This window comes from Methylobacterium sp. GXF4 (assembly GCF_000272495.1).
In the GTDB taxonomy this organism is placed as follows: domain Bacteria; phylum Pseudomonadota; class Alphaproteobacteria; order Rhizobiales; family Beijerinckiaceae; genus Methylobacterium; species Methylobacterium brachiatum.
The window spans coordinates 25,180-44,283 of the sequence record NZ_AKFK01000091.1 but is presented as its reverse complement, the minus strand read 5'-3'; the positions used below and the strand labels follow the sequence as shown (position 1 = coordinate 44,283).

18 protein-coding genes are annotated in these 19,104 nt (G+C 70.6%); 12 read left to right on the top strand and 6 right to left on the bottom strand.

What is annotated here, in order from left to right; all coding sequences use genetic code 11:
* Positions 1-291: 291 nt before the first annotated feature.
* Together WYO_RS26130 and WYO_RS26125 are read right to left on the bottom strand one after the other, a co-directional pair.
* Positions 292-972: an aldolase gene (locus WYO_RS26130; protein WP_007568363.1), complete on the bottom strand. Its 681-nt coding sequence runs from the start codon at positions 970-972 to the stop codon at positions 292-294.
* On the bottom strand, positions 969-1,976 hold the full coding sequence (locus WYO_RS26125; protein WP_007568361.1) for a LacI family DNA-binding transcriptional regulator: 1,008 nt from the start codon (positions 1,974-1,976) through the stop codon (positions 969-971). Before WYO_RS26125 ends, WYO_RS26130 begins: the two co-directional genes overlap by 4 nt.
* A gap of 330 nt (positions 1,977-2,306) precedes the next feature.
* Here WYO_RS26125 and WYO_RS26120 point away from each other — a divergent pair, with 330 nt between their 5' ends.
* The 5 genes from WYO_RS26120 to denD all read left to right on the top strand — a co-directional run bounded on the left by WYO_RS26120 (position 2,307) and on the right by denD (position 7,731).
* A complete protein-coding gene (locus WYO_RS26120) occupies positions 2,307-3,626 on the top strand; it encodes an MFS transporter (protein WP_007568359.1) in 1,320 nt (439 codons plus the stop codon).
* 114 nt (positions 3,627-3,740) lie between these two features.
* Positions 3,741-4,655 (top strand): L-threonate dehydrogenase, encoded by a 915-nt coding sequence (ltnD, locus tag WYO_RS26115; protein WP_007568357.1) that lies wholly within the window; start codon positions 3,741-3,743, stop codon positions 4,653-4,655.
* A gap of 14 nt (positions 4,656-4,669) precedes the next feature.
* Positions 4,670-5,452 carry a 2-oxo-tetronate isomerase gene (gene otnI / locus WYO_RS26110; RefSeq protein ID WP_007568355.1) on the top strand — a complete coding sequence of 261 codons (783 nt, stop codon included), beginning with the start codon at positions 4,670-4,672 and terminating at the stop codon, positions 5,450-5,452.
* Entirely contained in the window at positions 5,449-6,723 is a 1,275-nt protein-coding gene (gene otnK / locus WYO_RS26105) for a 3-oxo-tetronate kinase (protein WP_007568353.1), read from the top strand. Before otnI ends, otnK begins: the two co-directional genes overlap by 4 nt.
* 30 nt (positions 6,724-6,753) lie before the next feature.
* Positions 6,754-7,731, top strand: a complete 978-nt coding sequence (gene denD / locus WYO_RS26100) for a D-erythronate dehydrogenase (RefSeq protein WP_007568351.1) — start codon at positions 6,754-6,756, stop codon at positions 7,729-7,731.
* A gap of 50 nt (positions 7,732-7,781) precedes the next feature.
* On the opposite strand, the gene WYO_RS26095 is transcribed toward denD, so the two are convergent.
* Together WYO_RS26095 and WYO_RS26090 are read right to left on the bottom strand one after the other, a co-directional pair.
* Positions 7,782-8,183 (bottom strand): type II toxin-antitoxin system VapC family toxin, encoded by a 402-nt coding sequence (locus WYO_RS26095; RefSeq protein WP_007568349.1) that lies wholly within the window; start codon positions 8,181-8,183, stop codon positions 7,782-7,784.
* The gene (locus WYO_RS26090; RefSeq protein WP_007568347.1) at positions 8,183-8,419 is read right to left on the bottom strand and encodes a type II toxin-antitoxin system VapB family antitoxin; all 237 of its coding nucleotides are present in this window, start codon (positions 8,417-8,419) and stop codon (positions 8,183-8,185) included. The genes WYO_RS26095 and WYO_RS26090 overlap by 1 nt, the downstream gene beginning before the upstream one ends.
* An 86-nt stretch (positions 8,420-8,505) precedes the next feature.
* Between WYO_RS26090 and recQ the strand changes: the two genes are divergently transcribed.
* The 6 genes from recQ (at position 8,506) to grxD (ending at position 15,624) form a co-directional block, all read left to right on the top strand.
* The gene (recQ, locus tag WYO_RS26085; RefSeq protein ID WP_007568346.1) at positions 8,506-10,347 is read left to right on the top strand and encodes a DNA helicase RecQ; all 1,842 of its coding nucleotides are present in this window, start codon (positions 8,506-8,508) and stop codon (positions 10,345-10,347) included.
* A gap of 191 nt (positions 10,348-10,538) precedes the next feature.
* Positions 10,539-11,702: a hypothetical protein gene (locus WYO_RS26080; protein ID WP_007568345.1), complete on the top strand. Its 1,164-nt coding sequence runs from the start codon at positions 10,539-10,541 to the stop codon at positions 11,700-11,702.
* A 182-nt stretch (positions 11,703-11,884) separates the two neighbouring features.
* Positions 11,885-14,110 (top strand): phosphoribosylformylglycinamidine synthase subunit PurL, encoded by a 2,226-nt coding sequence (gene purL, locus WYO_RS26075; protein WP_007568344.1) that lies wholly within the window; start codon positions 11,885-11,887, stop codon positions 14,108-14,110.
* Positions 14,111-14,139: 29 nt separating this feature from the next.
* Positions 14,140-14,376: a BolA family transcriptional regulator gene (locus WYO_RS26070; protein ID WP_007568343.1), complete on the top strand. Its 237-nt coding sequence runs from the start codon at positions 14,140-14,142 to the stop codon at positions 14,374-14,376.
* Between the two features lie 22 nt (positions 14,377-14,398).
* Positions 14,399-15,277 carry a DUF29 family protein gene (locus tag WYO_RS26065; RefSeq protein ID WP_007568341.1) on the top strand — a complete coding sequence of 293 codons (879 nt, stop codon included), beginning with the start codon at positions 14,399-14,401 and terminating at the stop codon, positions 15,275-15,277.
* A gap of 8 nt (positions 15,278-15,285) precedes the next feature.
* Positions 15,286-15,624: a Grx4 family monothiol glutaredoxin gene (grxD, locus tag WYO_RS26060; protein ID WP_007568338.1), complete on the top strand. Its 339-nt coding sequence runs from the start codon at positions 15,286-15,288 to the stop codon at positions 15,622-15,624.
* A gap of 72 nt (positions 15,625-15,696) precedes the next feature.
* Here the strand turns inward: grxD and WYO_RS26055 are convergent, their stop codons facing one another.
* A complete protein-coding gene (locus WYO_RS26055; protein WP_007568336.1) occupies positions 15,697-16,356 on the bottom strand; it encodes a class I SAM-dependent methyltransferase in 660 nt (219 codons plus the stop codon).
* A 196-nt stretch (positions 16,357-16,552) separates the two neighbouring features.
* Here WYO_RS26055 and rlmN point away from each other — a divergent pair, with 196 nt between their 5' ends.
* A complete protein-coding gene (gene rlmN / locus WYO_RS26050; RefSeq protein WP_007568334.1) occupies positions 16,553-17,827 on the top strand; it encodes a 23S rRNA (adenine(2503)-C(2))-methyltransferase RlmN in 1,275 nt (424 codons plus the stop codon).
* Positions 17,828-17,977: 150 nt separating this feature from the next.
* Here rlmN and WYO_RS26045 read toward each other — a convergent pair whose 3' ends face one another.
* On the bottom strand, positions 17,978-19,102 hold the full coding sequence (locus WYO_RS26045) for a mechanosensitive ion channel family protein (protein WP_007568332.1): 1,125 nt from the start codon (positions 19,100-19,102) through the stop codon (positions 17,978-17,980).
* Positions 19,103-19,104: the final 2 nt, after the last annotated feature.

Here is a 19,104-nt window from a genome sequence, read left to right as displayed (position 1 = left end):
ATAGCGTCTCACCTGACCGGCGATCGAAGATCGTTGGGCCTCGAAGGAGGGCTCCAGGGATCGCGCGGCCGGCTGGAGGGCTCCTTCGAGGCTGCTGCGCAGCACCTCAGGATGAGGGGGATTGGTTGGAGGCCGCGCGGCCTTCACGCGATCGCCAAGCGCTTCTCCCGTCATTGCGAGCGCAGCGAAGCAACCCAGTGTGGCGCCACGCTCGGCGATGGCGCGCTGCCCTGGGTCACTTCGCTCCGCTCGTGATGACGGTGAAGCCGAAAGCCTCAGCTGGAAGCTGCCTCACCCGTGATCATGCCCGGCATGATCCTCCAACGCCGGCAGGGTCAGCCCGAAATGGCTGACGAGATCCGCCACCTGCCCAGGGCTCAGCTGCCGCGGGTTGAGGTTGCGAAGGAGCAGATAGAGCTTGGCGGTCTCCTCCAGCTCCTCGGTGGCGAAGACCGCACCCTCCAGGCTGTCGCCGGCCACCACCGGGCCGTGATTGGCGAGCAGCACCGAGCTGTACCGGCCGGCGAGCCCCCGGATCGCGTCCGCCACCGCGGGATCGCCCGGGCGGTAATAGGGCACCAGCGCGGTGCCGCCGGTGCGCATCAGGTAGTAGGGCGTCAGCGGCGGCAGCACCTGGCGCGGGTCGATCTCCGGCAGCATCGAGACCGCAACCGCGTGGGTGGAGTGCAGGTGCACGATCGCCTTGGCCTCGCCCCGGCTCTCGTAGAGCGCCGTGTGCAGCGGGATTTCCTTCGTCGGCTTATCGCCCGAGACCAGCCGGCCGTCCGCGTCCAGCCGCGAGATCCGGGCCGGGTCGAGGAAGCCCAGCGACGCGTTGGTCGGCGTCACCAGCCAGCCGCCGTCGGGCAGGCGCAGCGAGATGTTGCCGGACGAGCCCGGGGTCAGGCCGCGCTCGAACAGCGAGCGGCCGTAGCGGCAGATGTCCTCGCGCAGCCGGCTCTCGTCGCTCATGCGGTCGCTCCCTCGATCAGCTCGAATCCGAGATCGATTCTTTTTGGACCTTCACCGATCAGGCAGGCGGCGGCCTGCCGGCCGATCTCCAGGCGCGGGGTGCGCACCGTCGACAGGGGCTGGGGCATCGCCGCCGCGAAGTCGAGCCCGTTGAAGCCGAACAGGGCGATCCGCCCCGGCACGGCCAGGCCCGCCGCCAGGCAGGCGAAGTAGCCGCCGAGCGCCATGTCGTCGTTGGAGAAATACACCGCGTCGAGGTCCGGATGGCGCGCCAGCAGCGCTTCCAGGCCCGCCCGCCCGGAGCCCGGCGAGGACGGCCCGGGCCGGATCTCCTGGGCCTGGAGCGCCAGGCCAGCTTCGCCCAGGGCGGCCTCGAACCCGGCGAGCCGCTTGCCCGCCCGCAGGTCCACCTGCAGATCGTGGCCGAGATAGGCGATGCGCCGATATCCCCGGGTCACGAGATGCCGGGCGCTCGCCGCCCCCACCGCCCGGTTGGAGAAGCCGACCACGGCGTCGATCCCCGCCCCGTCCGTGTCGATCATCTCGACCACGCGCACGCCCCCGGCCCGCGCCAGGGCCACCGTCCCGGGATTGTGCTCCAGCCCGGTGAGCAGCAGCGCGGCCGGGCGCCAGGACAGGAGCGCGGCGGCCAGCGCTTCCTCCCGGTCCGGGTCGTAGTCGCTCACCCCGATCACGCAGCGGATGCCCGCGGCGTCCAGCGCACCGGTCAGCCCGCGCAGCAGATCGGGGAAGACCACGTTGGCGAGCGACGGCACGATCACCCCGGCGAGCTGGGCGCTCGCCCCCGGTCCCGCGAGGCTGCCGGCCAACCGGTTCGGCACGTAGCCGAGCCGGGCCACGGCCTCCGCCACCCGCTCTCGGGCGCGCTTCGAAGAGGAGCCGCGGTTGCGCAGGACCCGCGAGACCGTGCTCTCGCCGACCCCCGCCTCGCGGGCGACGTCGGTGAGCGTCACGAGCCGCCCCGGCGGCTGGATTCCGTCCATCTCCCGGCTTCTCCCGGCCGTTCGTGATGATGCCTGCGCTTCCGGACGGAGCGCAGGTCCCCTCTCCCGTGCGGGAGAGGGACAGGGTGAGGGATGCGACCTCTCCGGATAGACCTGTCCCCTCACCCCGACCCTCTCCCGCACGGGAGAGGGGGTACGTCGCGCATCCCGCGCTTCATTCTCTCCGACATAGCCGCCTGCATTATTCCGCACAACCGGATTGGCAGCGCTGCCAAAAGCCGCTACAGCCCGCGCCAGCGCCGCCGGAACGAGCGGTGAAGACCATTCCCGGACCGCCCTGCGACGCGGCCCGGACCAGGGAGAACGCCGATGCCGGTTCAAGCCGCCCCGCTGCGGGGCGCTGCCCTCGCGGAGGAGAAATCCTTCGTCGACCGGACCTACGCGAAGGTGTTCTGGCGCCTCGTGCCGTTCCTGATGCTCTGCTACGTGGTGGCGTATCTCGACCGGGTGAATGTCGGCTTCGCCAAGCTCCAGATGTCCCAGGAGCTGAAATTCTCCGAGACGGTCTACGGCCTCGGCGCCGGCATTTTCTTTCTGGGCTACTTCCTGTTCGAGGTGCCGTCGAACGTGATCCTGCACCGGGTCGGCGCCCGGGTCTGGATCGCCCGGATCATGATCACCTGGGGGGTGATCTCCGGCGCCTTCCTGTTCGTGAACTCGGAATGGACCTTCTACGGGATGCGCTTCCTGCTGGGTCTCGCCGAGGCCGGCTTCTACCCGGGCGTGATCCTGTACACGACCCAATGGTTCCCGGCCCATCGGCGGGCCAAGGTCATCGCGGTGTTCATGGCCGCGATCCCGATCTCCGGCATCTTCGGCAACCCGCTCTCCGGCTGGATCATGGACGCGTTCAACGGCGCCCAGGGCCTGTCCGGCTGGCAATGGATGTTCCTGATCGAGGCCGTGCCGGCGGTGCTGATCGGCGTCGCGGTGTTCCTCTACCTCGACAACCGGCCCTCCGAGGCCAAGTGGCTGACCGACGCCGAGAAGCAGGTCCTCGAGCGCGACATCGCCGCCGACAACCACGGCAAGGAATCCAGCCCCCACTCCATCGCCACCGTGTTCCGCAACGGCCGCGTGTGGTTCATGAGCCTGATCTACTTCGCCTTCGTCACCGGCCAATACGGCCTGACCTTCTGGCTGCCGACGATCGTCAAGGCGTCCGGCGTGCAGGGCAACCTCAATATCGGTCTGATCAGCGCGATCCCGTTCCTGTGCGCGGCCATCGTGATGGTCCTGCTGGGCTTGAGCGCCGACCGGATGCGCGAGCGCCGCTGGCACCTGATCATCCCGGCGCTCGTCGGCGCCGTCGGCTTCGTGGTCTCGGCAACCGCGGGCTCGACCACGATCGCCGTGGCGGCGCTGTCCGTGGCGGCGGCCGGCGTGCTGACCTGCTCGCCCCTGTTCTGGTCCCTGCCCACCGCCTTCCTGAGCGGCGCGGGGGCTGCGGCCGGCATCGCGCTGATCAACTCGGTGGGGAACCTCGCGGGCTTCGTCAGTCCCTACGTGATCGGGGCCCTGCGCGACGCCACCGGCAGCACCGCGGCCGGCATGTACGCGCTCGCCGTGATGCTGGTGGTTGGCTCGGTCTGCGTGTTCGTCACCCCGGCCAAGATGGTCAACCGCTGAGGCTCTGATCCTCATCCGCGACGCGCTCCCTCTCCCGCACGGGAGAGGGGACCCGCGCCTTTCTCGGAGGCCCCCGAGCCGGCGGCCTCAATCTCAAGAGCAGGAGCCAACCCGATGGCCACCACCCCGCAGACAGGCCGCGCCGCGGTGATCGGCCTCGGCTCCATGGGCTCCGGCATGGCGGGCTCGCTCCTGCGGGCCGGCTTCTCCGTCGCCGCCTGCGACGTGAACCCGGAGGCCGTCGCCCGCTTCCAGAAGGCGGGCGGGATTGCAGCGGCCCATCCCGCGGAGGCCGCCGGCGCCGCCGACGTGGTGGTGAGCGTGGTGGTCAACGCCGCCCAGACCGAGGCGGTGCTGTTCGGCGAGAACGGCGCCGCCGCGGCGATGCCCGAGGGCGCCGTCTTCGTCTCCTCGGCGACCATGGATCCGGCCGTCGCCCGGGCGCTGGCGGCGCGGCTGGAGGCCACCGGCCGGCACTATCTCGACGCCCCGATGAGCGGCGGCGCCGCTCGGGCTGCGGATGGCGGCCTGACCTTCCTGGCCTCGGGCTCGCCTGCCGCCTTCGCCAAGGCGCGCCCCGCCCTCGATGCCATGGCCGGCACGCTCTACGAGCTCGGCGACGCGCCGGGCCAGGGCGCCGCCTTCAAGATGATCAACCAGCTGCTGGCCGGGGTCCACATCGCCGCCGCCTGCGAGGCGATGAGCTTTGCCGCCAAGCAAGGCCTCGACCTGGCCCGCGTCTACGAGGTGATCACCAAATCGGCGGGCAATTCCTGGATGTTCGAGAACCGGGTGCCCCACATCCTCGACGCGGATTACGCGCCGAAGAGCGCGGTCGACATCTTCGTCAAAGATCTCGGCATCGTGCAGGACATGGCCCGGGCGGAGAAGTACCCGGTGCCGGTGGCCGCGGCGGCGCTCCAGATGTTTTTGATGGCGTCCGGCGCCGGCATGGGCCGGGACGACGACGCCTCCGTGGCGCGGCTCTACGCGCAGGTCTCGGGCGCCAAGCTGCCCGGTCAGGCTTAGGGAGTCCGAAAAACATGCCGCGCTTTGCCGCCAATCTCAGCCTGATGTTCAACGAGGTGCCGTTCCTCGACCGCTTCGAGGCGGCGGCCCGGGCCGGGTTCGACGCCGTCGAGTTCCTGTTCCCCTACGAGCACCCGCCCGAGGCCATCGCCGAGCGGCTTCGGGCGAACGGCCTGACCCAGGCCCTGTTCAATCTGCCGCCGGGGGATTTCGCCAAGGGCGAGCGCGGCTTGGCGGCGTTTCCTGAACGGTTGGATGAGCTGAAGGCGGGGGTCGATACGGCGCTGCGCTACGCCGAGGCGACCGGCGTCGCCCGGCTGCACCTGATGGCGGGCCTCGCCCCGCACGATGACGCCAAAGCCGCCGAGGCCTATCGCCGGGCGGTGGCCTGGACGGCGGAGCGCCTGGGCGGAGCCGGCCTCGACCTCGTGCTCGAGCCGATCAACACCCGCAACATGCCGGGCTACTTCCTCAACGATTTCGGCCGGGCCGCGGACCTGATCCGCGCATTGGCGCTGCCGAACCTGAAGCTCCAGTTTGACCTCTACCATTGCCAGATCCTGCACGGCGACGTGACCATGCGGCTGCGCGCGCTGATGCCGATCATCGGCCATGTCCAGACCGCGAGCGTGCCCGAGCGGCACGAGCCCGGCACCGGCGAGATGAACGACGCGTTCCTGTTCGACGAGCTGGACCGGCTCGGCTACGCCGGCTTCGTCGGCTGCGAGTACATCCCGGCCGCCGACACCGTGGCCGGCCTCGGCTGGCTCGCCGCCTATCAAGGGAGAGCCCGATGAGCCTCGCGCTGGGATGCGTCGCCGACGATTACACGGGCGCCTCGGACCTCGCCAACACCCTGACCAAGGCGGGCCTGCGCACGATCCAGACCATCGGCGTGCCGGAGGATGACCGCGCCCTGCCGGAGGCCGACGCGGTGGTGGTGGCACTCAAGAGCCGCTCGATCCCGGCCGACGAGGCCGTGGCGCGGTCCCGCGAGGCCGAACGCTGGCTGCGGGCCCGGGGCGCGGCCCACGTCATGTTCAAGGTCTGCTCGACCTTCGACTCCACGGACGCCGGCAATATCGGCCCGGTGATGGACGCCCTGCGGGCGGCGGCCGGCGAGCGCATCGCGCTCGTCACCCCCGCCTTCCCGGAGACGGGCCGCAGCGTCTACCAGGGCAACCTGTTCGTGGGCTCGGTGCCGCTGAACGAGAGCCCGCTGAAGGACCACCCGCTCAATCCCATGCGCGACGCCAACCTCGTGCGCGTGCTGGCGCGCCAGAGCGCGGGCGCGGTCGGGCTCATCGACACCGCCACGGTGGCACGGGGCGCCGAGGCGGTGGCGGCGCGGCTCGACGCCCTGGCGGAAGAGGGCAAGCGGGCGGCGATCGCGGACGCGATCTTCGACAGCGACCTCGAAGTGCTCGGCCGGGCGATCATCGCGAAGAAATTCTCGGTGGGCGCCTCGGGGCTCGGGCTCGGCCTCGCCCGGGCCCTCGCCGCCGACGGGCGCGGCACCCGGGATGCGGCCGGCGCGGCCATGGGCGAGCCGGTCGGCGGCGCCGCGGCCTGCCTCGCCGGCAGCTGCTCGCAGGCGACGCTTCAGCAGGTCGCCGCCGCGGAGGCGCAGATGCCGGTGCTGCGCCTCGACACCGCGGCCCTGCTCGCCGGGGCCGACGCGGTGGGGGAGGCGCTGGCCTTTGCCGAGGCGCGCCTAACCGCCGGCCCGGTGCTGATCGCCTCCTCGGCGACGCCCGAGGCGGTGCGCGCCCTCCAGGCCGAGCACGGGGTCGACACGGTCGGCCACGCCATCGAGGCTGCGCTGGCGGCCATCGCCGAAGGGCTCGTCGCCCGCGGCGTGCGCCGGCTCGTGGTGGCCGGGGGCGAGACCTCGGGCGCCGTGGTCGACCGGCTCGGGCTCCGGGCGTTCCTGCTCGGCCCCGAGATCGCTGCGGGCGTGCCGATCCTGCGCACCGCCGGCCGGCCCGAGCCGATGCTGCTCGCCCTAAAATCCGGCAATTTCGGCGGCCCGGACTTCTTCGGGCGCGCCCTGGACATGATGGCCTGACGCGGCAAACAATCGGACGAAGAGGTCTCCATGCACGCTCTGATTCTCGGCGCCGCCGGCATGATCGGCCGCCGCCTCGTCGATGCCCTGGTCGCGGACGGCACGGTCGGCGGCGCGCCGCTCACCGCCCTCACCCTGCTCGACGTCGTGCCGCCCACGGCACCCGCGGGCTTCTCCGGCCCGGTGAAGGCCGAGGCCGCGGATCTCACCGCCCCCGGCGCCGCGGAGGCCGCCATCGCCGAGCGGCCGGGGGTGATCTTCCACTTGGCCGCCGTGGTCTCGGGCGAGGCCGAGGCGAATCTGGAGCTGGGCTACCGGGTCAATCTCGACGGCACGCGGCTGTTGCTCGACGCGATCCGCCGGGCCAATGCCGCGGACGGCTATCGGCCGAAGCTGGTCTTCACCTCATCGCTGGCGGTGTTCGGGCCGCCCTTCCCGAAGGTGATCCCGGACGATTTCATTCTGCGCCCGGCCTCCTCCTACGGCGTCCAGAAGGCGATGGGCGAGCTGATGCTTGCCGATTACGCGCGCCGCGGCTTCCTGGACGGGATCGGCCTGCGCCTGCCCACCATCTGCGTGCGCCCGGGCAAGCCCAACAAGGCGGCCTCGGGCTTCTTCTCCGGGATCATCCGCGAGCCGCTGGCCGGCCAGCCCGCGATCCTGCCGGTCCCCGACACGGTGCGCCACTGGTTCGCGAGCCCCGCCGCCGCGGTGGGGTTTCTGGTCCACGCCGCCGGGCTCGACCTCGCGGCGATCGGCCCGCGGATCAGCCTGACCATGCCGGGCGTCTCCGCCACCGTGGCCGAGGAGATCGAGGCCCTGCGGCGCGTGGCCGGCGACAAAGCCGTGGCGCTGATCCGGCGCGAGCCGGATGCCACCATCGCCCGGATCGTCTCGTCCTGGCCGGAGGCGTTCGAGCCGGAGGCGGCTCTGGCGCTCGGCTTCCGGGCGGACGCCTCCTTCGACGCGATCGTGGCCCAGCACGTGGCGGAGTTCCACGGCGGCTGATGCCCCATCAAGGCCGTCGGGTCGTGTCTCGGTTCCGAGGCCCGAAGGCGTCAGGCCAGGGCGGAGCGGATATCCGTCTGCGGAAAATCGTCGCCGACGAACAGCAGCGGCACGCCGTGGGCCTGCGCGCAGGCATAGGCGAAGCAGTCGCCGAGGTTCAGACGGGCGGGATGGCGGCCCTTGCCGAAGCGGGCATGGGCGGTCAGGGCCTCGTGGCTTTCGGTCGCGCCAATCGGGACGATGCGGATATCGCTCGCGAGAAGAAAGCGCAGGATCTGCGATTCCGAGGCCGCCAAATCCTGGGCGAGCTTCCGTGTGAGGGCTGTGGCGGTCTCGAACACGGCAACAGCTGATGTGATCGGCATCTCCGCCCCATCAAGGCAGCGAATCAAGTCGGCGGCCGCCGGCTCGTCCGACAGGATCGCGACCATCGCGGACGCGTCGACGAACATCACTCGTCGTTCAGGCTGTCATAGAACGCCTTGTCGGCCTGCAGGCCCGTGCGCGGGATCGCCGCGATCTCGTCGAGCAGCGGCTTCAGCCGCTCCGCGAGCGGCACCCGCGGCTCCTGACGCTCCAGCTCGTTCGTGAGCGCGATCCGCACCGCCTCGGTCTTGCTCACGCCGGCCCGCGAGGCCAGTTTCTCCGCGAGCTGGTTCACCTCTTCGCTGCGGATGTTGAGCGGCATGACCGTCCCCGTGTAGAGATCCGAAAGGCTAGTGTCTCGACACGGGCGCCGCAAGCCGCGCGCCGCCACCCCGAACAAGGATCCCGATGACCCGCCTCGACGAGGCCCGCGCCGCGCTGAAGAAGACCTTCGGGTACGAGGATTTCCGCCCCGGGCAGGACGAGGTGATCGGCGCGGTTCTGGACGGCGACGACGTGTTCGCCGTGATGCCCACGGGCTCGGGCAAGTCGATGACCTACCAGCTCCCGGCCCTGGTCGATCCCGGGCTGACCGTGGTGGTCTCGCCCCTGATCGCGCTGATGCACGACCAGGTGCAGCAGATGCGCAGCGTCGGCGTCGAGGCCGCCACCCTCAACTCGACGGTGGCGGAGGCCGAGTCGCGCGAGACCTGGCGCAGCCTGCGGTCCGGGGAGCTGCGGCTGCTGTTCGTCTCCCCCGAGCGCCTCCTGATGGAGGGCTGCATCGAAGCCCTGCGCGGGGTCGGGGTCCGGCGGCTGGCCGTGGACGAGGCCCATTGCGTCTCGCAATGGGGGCACGATTTCCGCCCGGAATACCGCGAGATCGCCCGGGCCCGGCAGGCGCTGGGCAACGTCCAGACCCTGGCGCTGACCGCCACCGCGGACGCCGCCACCCGGGCCGAGATCGCCGAGCGGCTGTTCCCGCAGGGGCGCGGCCCGAAGATCTTCGTCCATTCCTTCGATCGGCCGAACATCCGGCTGACCTTCCAGCCCAAGGACAACCCGGCCCGGCAGATCGAGCGGTTCCTGAAGCACCGGCGGGCGGAGAGCGGGATCATCTACTGCTCCTCGCGCAAGCGCGTCGAGCAGCTGGCCGAGACCCTCAAGAAGGACGGGTTCGACGCCCTGCCCTACCATGCCGGGCTCGACCAGGGCACGCGGATGCGCAACCAGGACCGGTTCCTCCAGGAGGACGGCGTGGTGATGACCGCGACGATCGCCTTCGGCATGGGCATCAACAAGCCCGACGTGCGCTTCGTCTGCCACGCCGACATGCCCAACAACGTCGAGGGCTACTACCAGGAGATCGGCCGCGCCGGCCGCGACGGGCTGCCGGCCGACACGCTGACCCTCTACGGCCTCGACGACATGGCGCTGCGCCGCCGCCAGATCGACGAGAAGGAGATCTCCGACGAGCGCCGCCGGGTCGAGCGGCGCAAGCTCGAGGCGATGATTTCCTTGTGCGAGGGCGCCACCTGCCGGCGCCAGTCGCTGCTCGGCTATTTCGGCGAGGCGAGCGAGCCCTGCGGCCGCTGCGACCTGTGCCGCGGCGGCGTCACCCTGGTGGACGGGACCGTGGCGGCGCAGAAGATCCTGTCGGCGATCGTGCGCACCGGCCAGCGCTTCGGCGCGGCCTATATCTGCGACGTGGTCCACGGCAAGGAGAGCGAGCAGGTCCGCCGCAACGGCCATACCAGCCTCAAGACCTTCGGGGTCGGCGCCGACAAGCCGGTGGCCGCCTGGCGGGCGATCCTGCGCCAGCTCTTCGCCGCCGGGGCGATCGCCGAGAATGCCGACGGCTATGGCGGCCTGTCCATGACCGAGAAGGGCGAGGCGATCCTGTTCGGGCGCGAGCCGGTCAAGCTGCGCCCCGACCCGGAGCCGAAGGTCGAATCCCGCGACCGCCGCCGGGCCGCGCCGCGCGAGGAGGGCGAGATCGCGCTCTCCGAGACGGACGAGGCGCTGTTCCAGCATCTGCGGGGCCTGCGCGCCACCCTGGCCCGGGCCGAGGGCATCGCCGCCTTCATGGTGTTCCCGGACCGGACCCTGATCGAGATGGCCCGGCAGAAGCCCGTCGATCTCTGGGCCCTGCGCACGGTCCACGGGGTCGGCGAGCGCAAACGCGAGGCCTATGGCGAGCGCTTCGTGGCGGCGATCGGCGAGTTCCTGGCCCATCCACCGGCGGCGTGAGCGCCGGTCCGGCGCAAGCCCCACGCAGTTTCACCCTCGGCGCGCCCGGCCGCGTCGTGTAGAGCGCTCGCCGCCCACTCGTACCGATCGGACCCGTCATTTCGATTCCCGCCCCCGTCGCCGACACACCGGCCCAGAACGACCCAGGCGAGCCGGCCGGCACGGCGTCGCGGACACTGACCTCCCGCATCGTGTTCTACCTGCCGGGCTTCGACCCGCGCGATCCCGAGACCTACTGGGGCCTGTTCCGCCGCGAGGCCCGGTTCACCGCCGCGCGCCGGGGCGCCGCGATCACGGTCGGCGATCCGGTCCGCTCGGCGGACGGGATCGAGCTCGCCTGGACGGCGGAGTCGCGCGGGGTCTCGACCCGCTACGTGCTGCTGCGCTGGGAGGACATCGTCCGCGCCCGGTTCCCGCAATCCGACTGGACGCGGCTCCGGGGCGTGCCGGCCCTGCTCTGGCGGCTGTGGCGGTCCGGCTACATGGCGAACCTGCGCCGGGAGGGCTGGCGGTTCTCCACGGTGATCTTCTGCGTCCACTACATCTACATCGCGCTGGCGCTTCTCAGCCTCGCGGCGGCGGCGGGGCTCACCAGCCTGGCGCCGGCGGCGCTCCAGCCCTGGGCCCTGGTGGCGGTGCCGCCGCTCGCCTACGCGATCCTGGCCGGGCTGATCCGGGCGACCCGGGGCAAGCCGCTCTACGTGCCCCACCTCGTGGACGACACCGCCTTCACGCATGCCTACGCGGCCGGCGAGGCGCCCGAGATGGATCCCCGGCTCGATGCCTTCGCGGCACGCATCCACGCCGCCGAGGGCGAGGCCGACGAGGTGGTGGTGGTCGGCCATTCCTCGTCGAGCTTCCTGGGCATCGAGGTGCTGGACCGGGTGCTCGCCCGCGACCCGGGCTTCGGCAGCCGCGGCACGCCGGTCTCGTTCGTGAGCATCGGCAGCGTCATCCCCTGGCTCGGCCTCGACCCGGCCGCCCGGACATTCCGCGACAGCCTGATGCGCTTCGGGCGGGCCGCGCAGATCGGATGGCTCGACGTGCGCGCCACCTGGGATTGGCTGTCGATCCACAAGAACAACCCGATCGCCGCCTGCGGCCTCACCCCACCCGATCCCGCCCGACCGGCCGTGCGCTGGGTGGCGATCCACGAGCTGATCACCGGCGCCGATGTCGGCCGGCGCCAGTGGAACCTGTTCCAGATGCATTTCCAGCTGCTCATGGCGAGCCAGCGCGACAGCGGTTTCGACTATCTCGACGTGGTCACCGGGCCGGAGCCGGTGCATGTTCTGGTCGCCCGCTGCCAGGAGGACGGGCCGCCCGAGGGGCCGGGTGGTGAGACCGGGATCTAGCGCTGCGGCCTCGCCGTGCGCATCCGTCCGGGCCGCCTCCACGCCCCCTGCCCCGCGTCGGCGGATGTTGCCAGCGCGGGCGCTTCCGCTTTAGAGCCGGGGCAGCTTGAGATCTCAGCCCGGTTCGGGTTCGCCGCGGTATGCGTCTCTCAAGACGGACCGCTCTCTGCCGAGACCTTCGCATGTTCCGCAACGACGTTCCGATCACCCCCGAGCTCGTGGCCCAGCACGGCCTCACGCCGGAGGAGTACGAACGCTTCCGCGGCCTGATCGGGCGCGACCCGACGCTGACCGAGCTCGGCATCGTCTCGGCGATGTGGAACGAGCACTGCTCGTACAAGTCCTCGCGCAAGCACCTGCGCGGGCTCCCGACCTCGGCGCCCTGGGTGATCCAGGGTCCGGGCGAGAATGCCGGCGTCATCGATATCGGCGACGGGCTGGCCTGCGTCTTCAAGATGGAGAGCCACAACCACCCGAGCTACATCGAGCCCTACCAGGGCGCGGCGACCGGCGTCGGCGGCATCCTGCGGGACGTGTTCACCATGGGCGCCCGGCCGATCGCGGCGCTCAACGCCCTGCGCTTCGGCTCCCCCGACCACCCGCGCACCCGCGGCCTGGTCTCGGGCGTGGTGGCCGGCGTCGGCGGCTACGGCAATTCCTTCGGCGTGCCCACCGTCGGCGGCCTGACCGGCTTCCACCGGCGCTACGACGGCAACATCCTGGTCAACGCCATGGCGGTGGGGCTCGCCCGCACCGACGCGATCTTCTACGCGGCGGCCACCGGGGTCGGGAACCCGATCGTCTATCTCGGCTCCAAGACCGGCCGCGACGGCATCCACGGCGCCACCATGGCGTCGGCGGAGTTCGACGAGGCTTCCGAGTCGAAGCGCCCGACCGTGCAGGTTGGCGACCCCTTCGCCGAGAAGCTGCTGCTCGAGGCCTGCCTGGAGCTGATGGCGTCCGGCGCGGTGATCGCCATCCAGGACATGGGCGCGGCGGGGCTCACCTGCTCGGCGGTCGAGATGGGCGCCAAGGGCGACCTCGGCGTCGAGCTCGACATCGAGAAGGTGCCGGCCCGCGAGGCCGGCATGACCCCCTACGAGATGATGCTGTCCGAGAGCCAGGAGCGCATGCTCATGGTGCTCAAGCCCGGCATGGAGGCGGAGGCGGAAGGCATTTTCGTGAAGTGGGGCCTCGACTTCGCGGTGATCGGCCGGACCACCGACACGCTGCGCTTCGTGATCAAGTGGCACGGCGAGACCGTGGCCGACCTGCCGATCAAGGAGCTCGGCGACGAGGCGCCGCTCTACGACCGGCCGCACCTGGCCAACACCCACCAGCCGGTGATCGCCGCATCCACGGTGCCGGCGCCGGCCTCGCTGACCGACGCCCTCAAGCGCCTCGTCGGCTCGCCCGACCTCGCCTCGAAGCGCTGGGTCTACGAGCAGTACGATCACTTCATCCTCGGCAACACCGTGCAGAAGCCCGGCGGCGACGCCGCGATCGTGCGGGTCGAGGACGGCCCGAAAGCCCTGGCCATCACCTGCGACGTCACCCCGCGCTATTGTGAGGTCGATCCGGTCGAGGGCGGCCGGCAGGCCGTGGCCGAGGCCTGGCGCAACATCACCGCGGTGGGGGCCAAGCCGCTCGCCATCACCGACAACCTGAACTTCGGCAACCCGGAGAAGCCCGAGGTGATGGGCCAGCTCGTCGGCTGCCTCCAGGGCATCGGCGAGGCCTGCCGGGCCCTCGACTTCCCGGTCGTGTCGGGCAACGTCTCGCTCTACAACGAGACCAACGGCGTCGGCATTCTGCCGACCCCGACCATCGGCGGCGTCGGCGTGCTCGACGACGTGGAGCGCCACGCCACGATCGCGCTCAAGCGCGAGGGCGACGTGCTGGTGCTGGTCGGGGTCGGCGAGGGCTGGCTCGGCCAGTCGTCCTATCTGGCGGTGATCGAGGGTCGGGAAGAGGGCGCGCCGCCGCCGGTGGATCTCTCGCTCGAGCGCCGCAACGGCGATTTCGTGCGCGGGCTGATCACCGCGGGCATCGTCGACACCGTCCACGACCTGTCCGATGGCGGACTCGCCGTGGCGCTCGCCGAGATGGCCATGGCCGGCGGCATCGGCGCGGCCCTGCCGGAGGTGCCGGTGAACCTGGCCCCCCACGCCTACCTGTTCGGCGAGGACCAGGCCCGCTACCTGCTCGCGGTCGACGCCGAGGCGGCCACCGACCTGCTCTACAGCGCCTCGGCCCAGGGCATCGACGCCGCCGTGGTCGGGGTGACCGGCTCCGACCGTTTGACCCTGCCGGGCGGCGAGACCATATCCCTGTCCGAGCTGATCGAGGCCCACGAGGGCTGGCTGCCGAATTACATGGCGAGCCAGCCGGCCGCCCCGGCCGCCTGACCACCCCTTAACGCCCCAGGAGTTTCCCGATGCCGATGGATGCGGGCGAGATCGAGCGCATGATCCGCGAAGCGCTGCCCGACGCGCAGGTCGAGATCCGCGATCTGGCCGGCGACGGCGACCACTACGCCGCCACCGTCCTGTCCGCGGCCTTCAAGGGCAAGACCCGGGTCGCCCAGCACCAGATGGTCTACGGCGCGCTCCAGGGCCGGATGGGCGGCGTGCTGCACGCCCTTGCGCTGACCACGGGCGTCCCTCAGGATTGAGGGGAGACTTTCAGGTCTGGCGATGAGTCTAAAGCCCTCCTTCGTCAAACACGTACAGCCGCCGGCCTGGGGTGAGACCTTCGCTTGGGAGCGCGAACTGCTCGGCGCCGTGCTGGGCAACCCATCCCTCCACGAGGACGTTCGCGATCTCATAGCCCCCGAAGATTTCTCGACAGGCATCCATGAGCGCCTGTTCGAGGCCGTACCGCGAATCACGGGTTCGGACGGATCAATCGAGCGAGACGCGATCCCGGCCGCACTGGGGGCTTATGCCTGGGATGCAGAAGGCGGGGTCGACGCTTGGCTCGACCGGCTGCTGGCCGAGCGCGCCCCCGCCCCCGATGTGCTGCGGCGTGCGCGCGACATCCATGCAAACGCCGAACAACGGCGCGCGCAGCCCGAACTGATCGATAGCGACACCGTTGCGTGGTGCCATCAACAGGTCGCCTTGCTCACGCGGCTCGCCGAGCGGTCGGACCCTTTGTCTCATCAGATCGATTGGCAAAACATCATCGGGGAGCTCCTCTACGTGGGCCGCTCGCAGACCAGCGGCGTGGTCCGCAAGATGGAGCTGGTTTTTGAACATCTCGTCAAACTCTTGTCCGACCCGGACGCGCCCAGTCGCAATCGGTGGCGGATCGAGATCGACGCGTTTCTGCTCCGAATCGCGCATGAGGCTAAGCCGTCCATGCGTCGACTCATCGACCTGGATGCTGCCTGGCGACGCGGCGTTTCGGATGCCGCGGCCGGCCTTGCCGAGTACGCGATCCGCGTCCCACGCGACCTGCCGCAGAGCTGTCCGTTTACCTACGAGGATTTGACCAGCGGTACGTTGTCGGTCACCGCCCTCCTTGAGAAGCTAGCCGCGACCGGCGATATGAACGCAATTCAACAGCCGTGAGGTTTCCGATGACCGACGCCAACACGACCATCCAGAACGAGATCGCCTCCCAGGACGTGGTGGTGTTCATGAAGGGCACGCCGCAGATGCCGCAATGCGGCTTCTCGGGCCAGGTGGTACAGATCCTCAATTACCTCGGCGTGCCGTTCAAGGGCGTGAACGTGCTGGCCGATCAGGGCATCCGCGAGGGCATCAAGGCCTTCTCGAACTGGCCGACCATCCCGCAGATCTACGTGAAGGGCGAGTTCGTCGGCGGCTGCGACATCACCCGGGAGATGTTCCAGTCGGGCGAGCTGCAGACCTTCCTGGCCGAGAAGGGCGTCCCGGTGAAGACCGACGCCGCCTGAGTCTTTGGGACTTCGCCGGATGGATCAGGGCGCCTGCGGGCGCCCTTTTTCATGCGCGCGATGATGGCGGCGTCAGCGCGGGCCTTGGGCCGCGAACAGGGCGACGCAGCCCTCGACGGTGATCTCGACCGACCGGAAGCGCTGGTCCAGTGCCGCCCGCAGGGCCGGCAATGTGTCGCCCGTGTTCGAGAACACCCCCTTCCGGTTGTAGACCCGCATCAGGGCCCGCGCCGCGGCCGTGGTCGGGACGCCGCCCGACAGGATCGTGGCGCCGAACACGGTCCCGTCGTCGCGCAGGCAGGGCCGCACCGTGTCGAAGGCGGCGGCCTTGGCCGCGATATCCCCCGGCAGGCAGTGCAGCAGGTAGGTCAGGCCGATCGAGGCGAAGGGCGCGATGCCGGTGGCCGGGCGGCCGCCGAGCACGTCGAGCCGATAGCGCTCGGGCCGGTAGCGGGCGATGCGCCGCGCCGCATAGTCGAGGCTGTCGGCGTTGAGGTCCATCAGGCCGATCCGGGGCGCCGGGGTCGGGAAACGGCAGCGGTCGAGGTACCAGCCGGTCCCGACGCCGACATCGAGATGCGCCGCGCCCACGTGCCGGTCGTAGAGGGCGAGGATCCGCGCGGTCGGGCAGCGCCAGATCAGCGGGTTCGACAGGCGCAGCACGACGAGGTCGTAGAGCTGCAGGGTCCCGGAATTGTAGATCGCCTGTCCGGCTTCGGTATCGCCTGCCATCGCACTCCGTCGGGTCACCTGTGGGCGGCGCGCATTCGCGTTCGCCGGTGCGATCGCCTATATAGAACCATTCAACGCCCAGACACCGCCGATCCCCGCGTGACCGGTGGCGCCTGGGCCTTTGTCGTGACGCGCTCCCTGTCGCCGAACCGGCTTCCCCGTCGGCGGTGAGCGCCCTGAGGATAGATCGATCATCATGGCGACGCCGTCGCTCGACAGCGCCCGCGCGGCCGAACCCGCGATCGAGAAGGCGCCCGATTTCCAGCCCGCGCTGCTCCCCGGCCGGCCGCCGTCGCTGGTCGGGCTCACCCGGGACGCGCTCAAGGCGCAGCTCATCGGCATGGGCGTGCCCGAACGCGAGAGCCGCATGCGGGCTGGCCAGATCTGGCACTGGGTCAATTTTCGCGGGGCGACCGACTTCGCCGCGATGACCAATGTCGGCAAGGCGTTGAAGGCCGAGCTCGCGCGGCACTTCACCCTGGAGCGGCCCGAGGTGGCGAGCCGCCAGGTCTCCCGCGACGGCACCCGCAAGTGGCTGCTGCGCATGGCGCCCACCAACCCGCAGGAGCACAATCGCGGCGCCGAGATCGAGTGCGTCTACATCCCGAGCCCGGACCGCGGCACGCTCTGCGTGTCGAGCCAGGTCGGCTGCACCCTCACCTGCTCCTTCTGCCACACCGGCACGCAGCGCCTCGTGCGCAACCTCTCGGCCGCCGAGATCGTGCAGCAGCTCGTGGTCGCCCGGGACGAGCTCGGCGACTGGGCCGGCCAGATGCCCAGCCGCGACGCCTCCGGGGCCGGCGAGGTCGGACGGCTGGTCACCAACATCGTGTTCATGGGCATGGGCGAGCCCCTGTACAACCTGGACGCCGTGATCGACGCGGTCGGCGTGATGTCGGACCAGGAGGGCCTCGGCCTCTCCCGGCGGCGGATCACGGTCTCGACCTCAGGGGTGGTGCCGCAGATCCCCCGCCTCGGCGAGGCGGCCAACGCCATGCTGGCGATCTCGCTCCACGCCGTGCGCGACGACCTGCGCAACGAGCTGGTGCCGCTCAACCGCAAATATCCGATCGCCCAGCTGCTCGAGGCCTGCCGGACCTATCCGGGCGTGAGCAACGCCCGCCGCATCACCTTCGAGTACGTGATGCTGAAGGGCGTCAACGATTCCGACGCGGATGCGCGCGAGCTGGTCCGCCTGCTCAAGGGCATCCCGGCCAAGATCAACCTGATCCCGTTCAACCCCTGGCCCGGCAGCCGCTACGAATGCTCGGACTGGGACCGGATCGAGCGCTTCTCCGGGATCGTGTTCAACGCCGGCTACGCCTCGCCGGTGCGCACGCCCCGGGGCCGGGACATCCTGGCCGCCTGCGGTCAGCTCAAGAGCGAGACCGAGAAGCTGCGCGCCCGGGCCCGGCTGATGCAGGAAGAAGGCATCGGCGTGGAGAGCTTCTACGCCGGCGCCGACGATTAGAAGACGAATTTCCAAAGGGCCCGAGGCCCTGTGGCGGGGTTCGGGGCGCGCAGCCCCGAGTTCCATCCCAGGGCTCCGCCCTGGACCCGCAAAAGGTCCCGGACCTTTTGAAACCAAGACTTCGGCGAACAGGCGGACCGGGCTGAACCATCACGCCGCGATCCGATGCCCGTCCGCGCGGCGCAGGGCCGGCTCCTCGGCGCCGACCCATTCCGTGCGGTGCCGCGGCAGGGCTTCCGGGTGCTCGGCCTGGAGCCAGGTGATCATCGCCTCGCGGATCACGCAGCGCAGGTCCCAGGCCTGAGGCGCGTTGCGGGCGCTCACCAGCATCCGCACCTCGATCGTGTTCTCCTTGGCGTCCGAGACCTGCAGGTTCACCACCTTGCCGTCCCACAGGGGTGTGGCGGCGGCGATCTCGGACAGCTTCTCGCGCATCCGCGCCACCGGGGCGCGGTGGTCGACGTAGAGGAACACGCTGCCGATCAGCGAGGCGCCGTCGCGGGTCCAGTTCTGGAACGGCTTCTGGATGAAGTAGGTGAGCGGCAGGACCAGCCGGCGCCAATCCCAGAGGCGCACCACCACGTAGGTGGAGGTGATCTCCTCGACCCAGCCCCACTCGTTCTCGACGATCACCGCGTCCTCGATCCGGATCGGCTGGGTGATGGCGATCTGGATGCCGGCCACGAGGTTCGACAGGACCGGCTGCATCGCCAAGCCGAGGATCAGGCCGGCGGCGCCCGCCGAGGCCAGCAGGCTCACCCCGTACTGGCGCACCGGCTCGAAGGTCATCAGCGCCACCGAGACGGTGATCAGGCCGACCAGGGTCACGGCGGCCCGCTCCAGGATGCGCATCTGGGTGAAGTGCTTGCGCGCCAGCAGGTTGTCCTCGGCGTCGAGCTTGAACCGGCGCAGGTAGATCACCGTGGCGATGTGGAGCGCGGTGGCGCAGCACCAGCCGGTCAGCGTGACGAAGGCGACGAGCAGGATCTGGTTGAGGGCCACCCGCACCTCCCAGGACAGGTGTACGGTGGTCAGGGCGAGGCTGATCGCCACGACGATCAGGCCCAGCCGGCTCGGGCCGTGGGTGCGCGAGACGAGCGAGCGCCAGAACAGGCTCTTGCCCGCCACGGCGCGCTTCATCGACCGGTAGGCCACGCCGTGCAGCGGCATCACCACCGCGCAGCAGACGACGACGACGATCAGGCTTTCGGCCCACCACGGCAGATAGGCCAGCGCAGAGGCGGCACGGCCGGTCAGGGCATCGAGGTCCGGCATCG

Excerpts from the sequence above, each read along its gene's own strand:
- WYO_RS26045 (WP_007568332.1), bottom strand. The coding sequence starts at position 19,102 with ATGCCGGACCTCGATGCCCTGACCGGCCGTGCCGCCTCTGCGCTGGCC.
- WYO_RS26095 (WP_007568349.1), bottom strand. The coding sequence starts at position 8,183 with ATGTTCGTCGACGCGTCCGCGATGGTCGCGATCCTGTCGGACGAGCCG.
- rlmN (WP_007568334.1), top strand. The coding sequence starts at position 16,553 with ATGGCGACGCCGTCGCTCGACAGCGCCCGCGCGGCCGAACCCGCGATC.
- WYO_RS26130 (WP_007568363.1), bottom strand. The coding sequence starts at position 972 with ATGAGCGACGAGAGCCGGCTGCGCGAGGACATCTGCCGCTACGGCCGC.
- otnI (WP_007568355.1), top strand. The coding sequence starts at position 4,670 with ATGCCGCGCTTTGCCGCCAATCTCAGCCTGATGTTCAACGAGGTGCCG.
- grxD (WP_007568338.1), top strand. The coding sequence starts at position 15,286 with ATGACCGACGCCAACACGACCATCCAGAACGAGATCGCCTCCCAGGAC.
- ltnD (WP_007568357.1), top strand. The coding sequence starts at position 3,741 with ATGGCCACCACCCCGCAGACAGGCCGCGCCGCGGTGATCGGCCTCGGC.
- otnK (WP_007568353.1), top strand. The coding sequence starts at position 5,449 with ATGAGCCTCGCGCTGGGATGCGTCGCCGACGATTACACGGGCGCCTCG.
- WYO_RS26070 (WP_007568343.1), top strand. The coding sequence starts at position 14,140 with ATGCCGATGGATGCGGGCGAGATCGAGCGCATGATCCGCGAAGCGCTG.
- purL (WP_007568344.1), top strand. The coding sequence starts at position 11,885 with ATGTTCCGCAACGACGTTCCGATCACCCCCGAGCTCGTGGCCCAGCAC.
- WYO_RS26055 (WP_007568336.1), bottom strand. The coding sequence starts at position 16,356 with ATGGCAGGCGATACCGAAGCCGGACAGGCGATCTACAATTCCGGGACC.
- WYO_RS26090 (WP_007568347.1), bottom strand. The coding sequence starts at position 8,419 with ATGCCGCTCAACATCCGCAGCGAAGAGGTGAACCAGCTCGCGGAGAAA.
- WYO_RS26065 (WP_007568341.1), top strand. The coding sequence starts at position 14,399 with ATGAGTCTAAAGCCCTCCTTCGTCAAACACGTACAGCCGCCGGCCTGG.
- recQ (WP_007568346.1), top strand. The coding sequence starts at position 8,506 with ATGACCCGCCTCGACGAGGCCCGCGCCGCGCTGAAGAAGACCTTCGGG.
- denD (WP_007568351.1), top strand. The coding sequence starts at position 6,754 with ATGCACGCTCTGATTCTCGGCGCCGCCGGCATGATCGGCCGCCGCCTC.
- WYO_RS26120 (WP_007568359.1), top strand. The coding sequence starts at position 2,307 with ATGCCGGTTCAAGCCGCCCCGCTGCGGGGCGCTGCCCTCGCGGAGGAG.
- WYO_RS26125 (WP_007568361.1), bottom strand. The coding sequence starts at position 1,976 with ATGGACGGAATCCAGCCGCCGGGGCGGCTCGTGACGCTCACCGACGTC.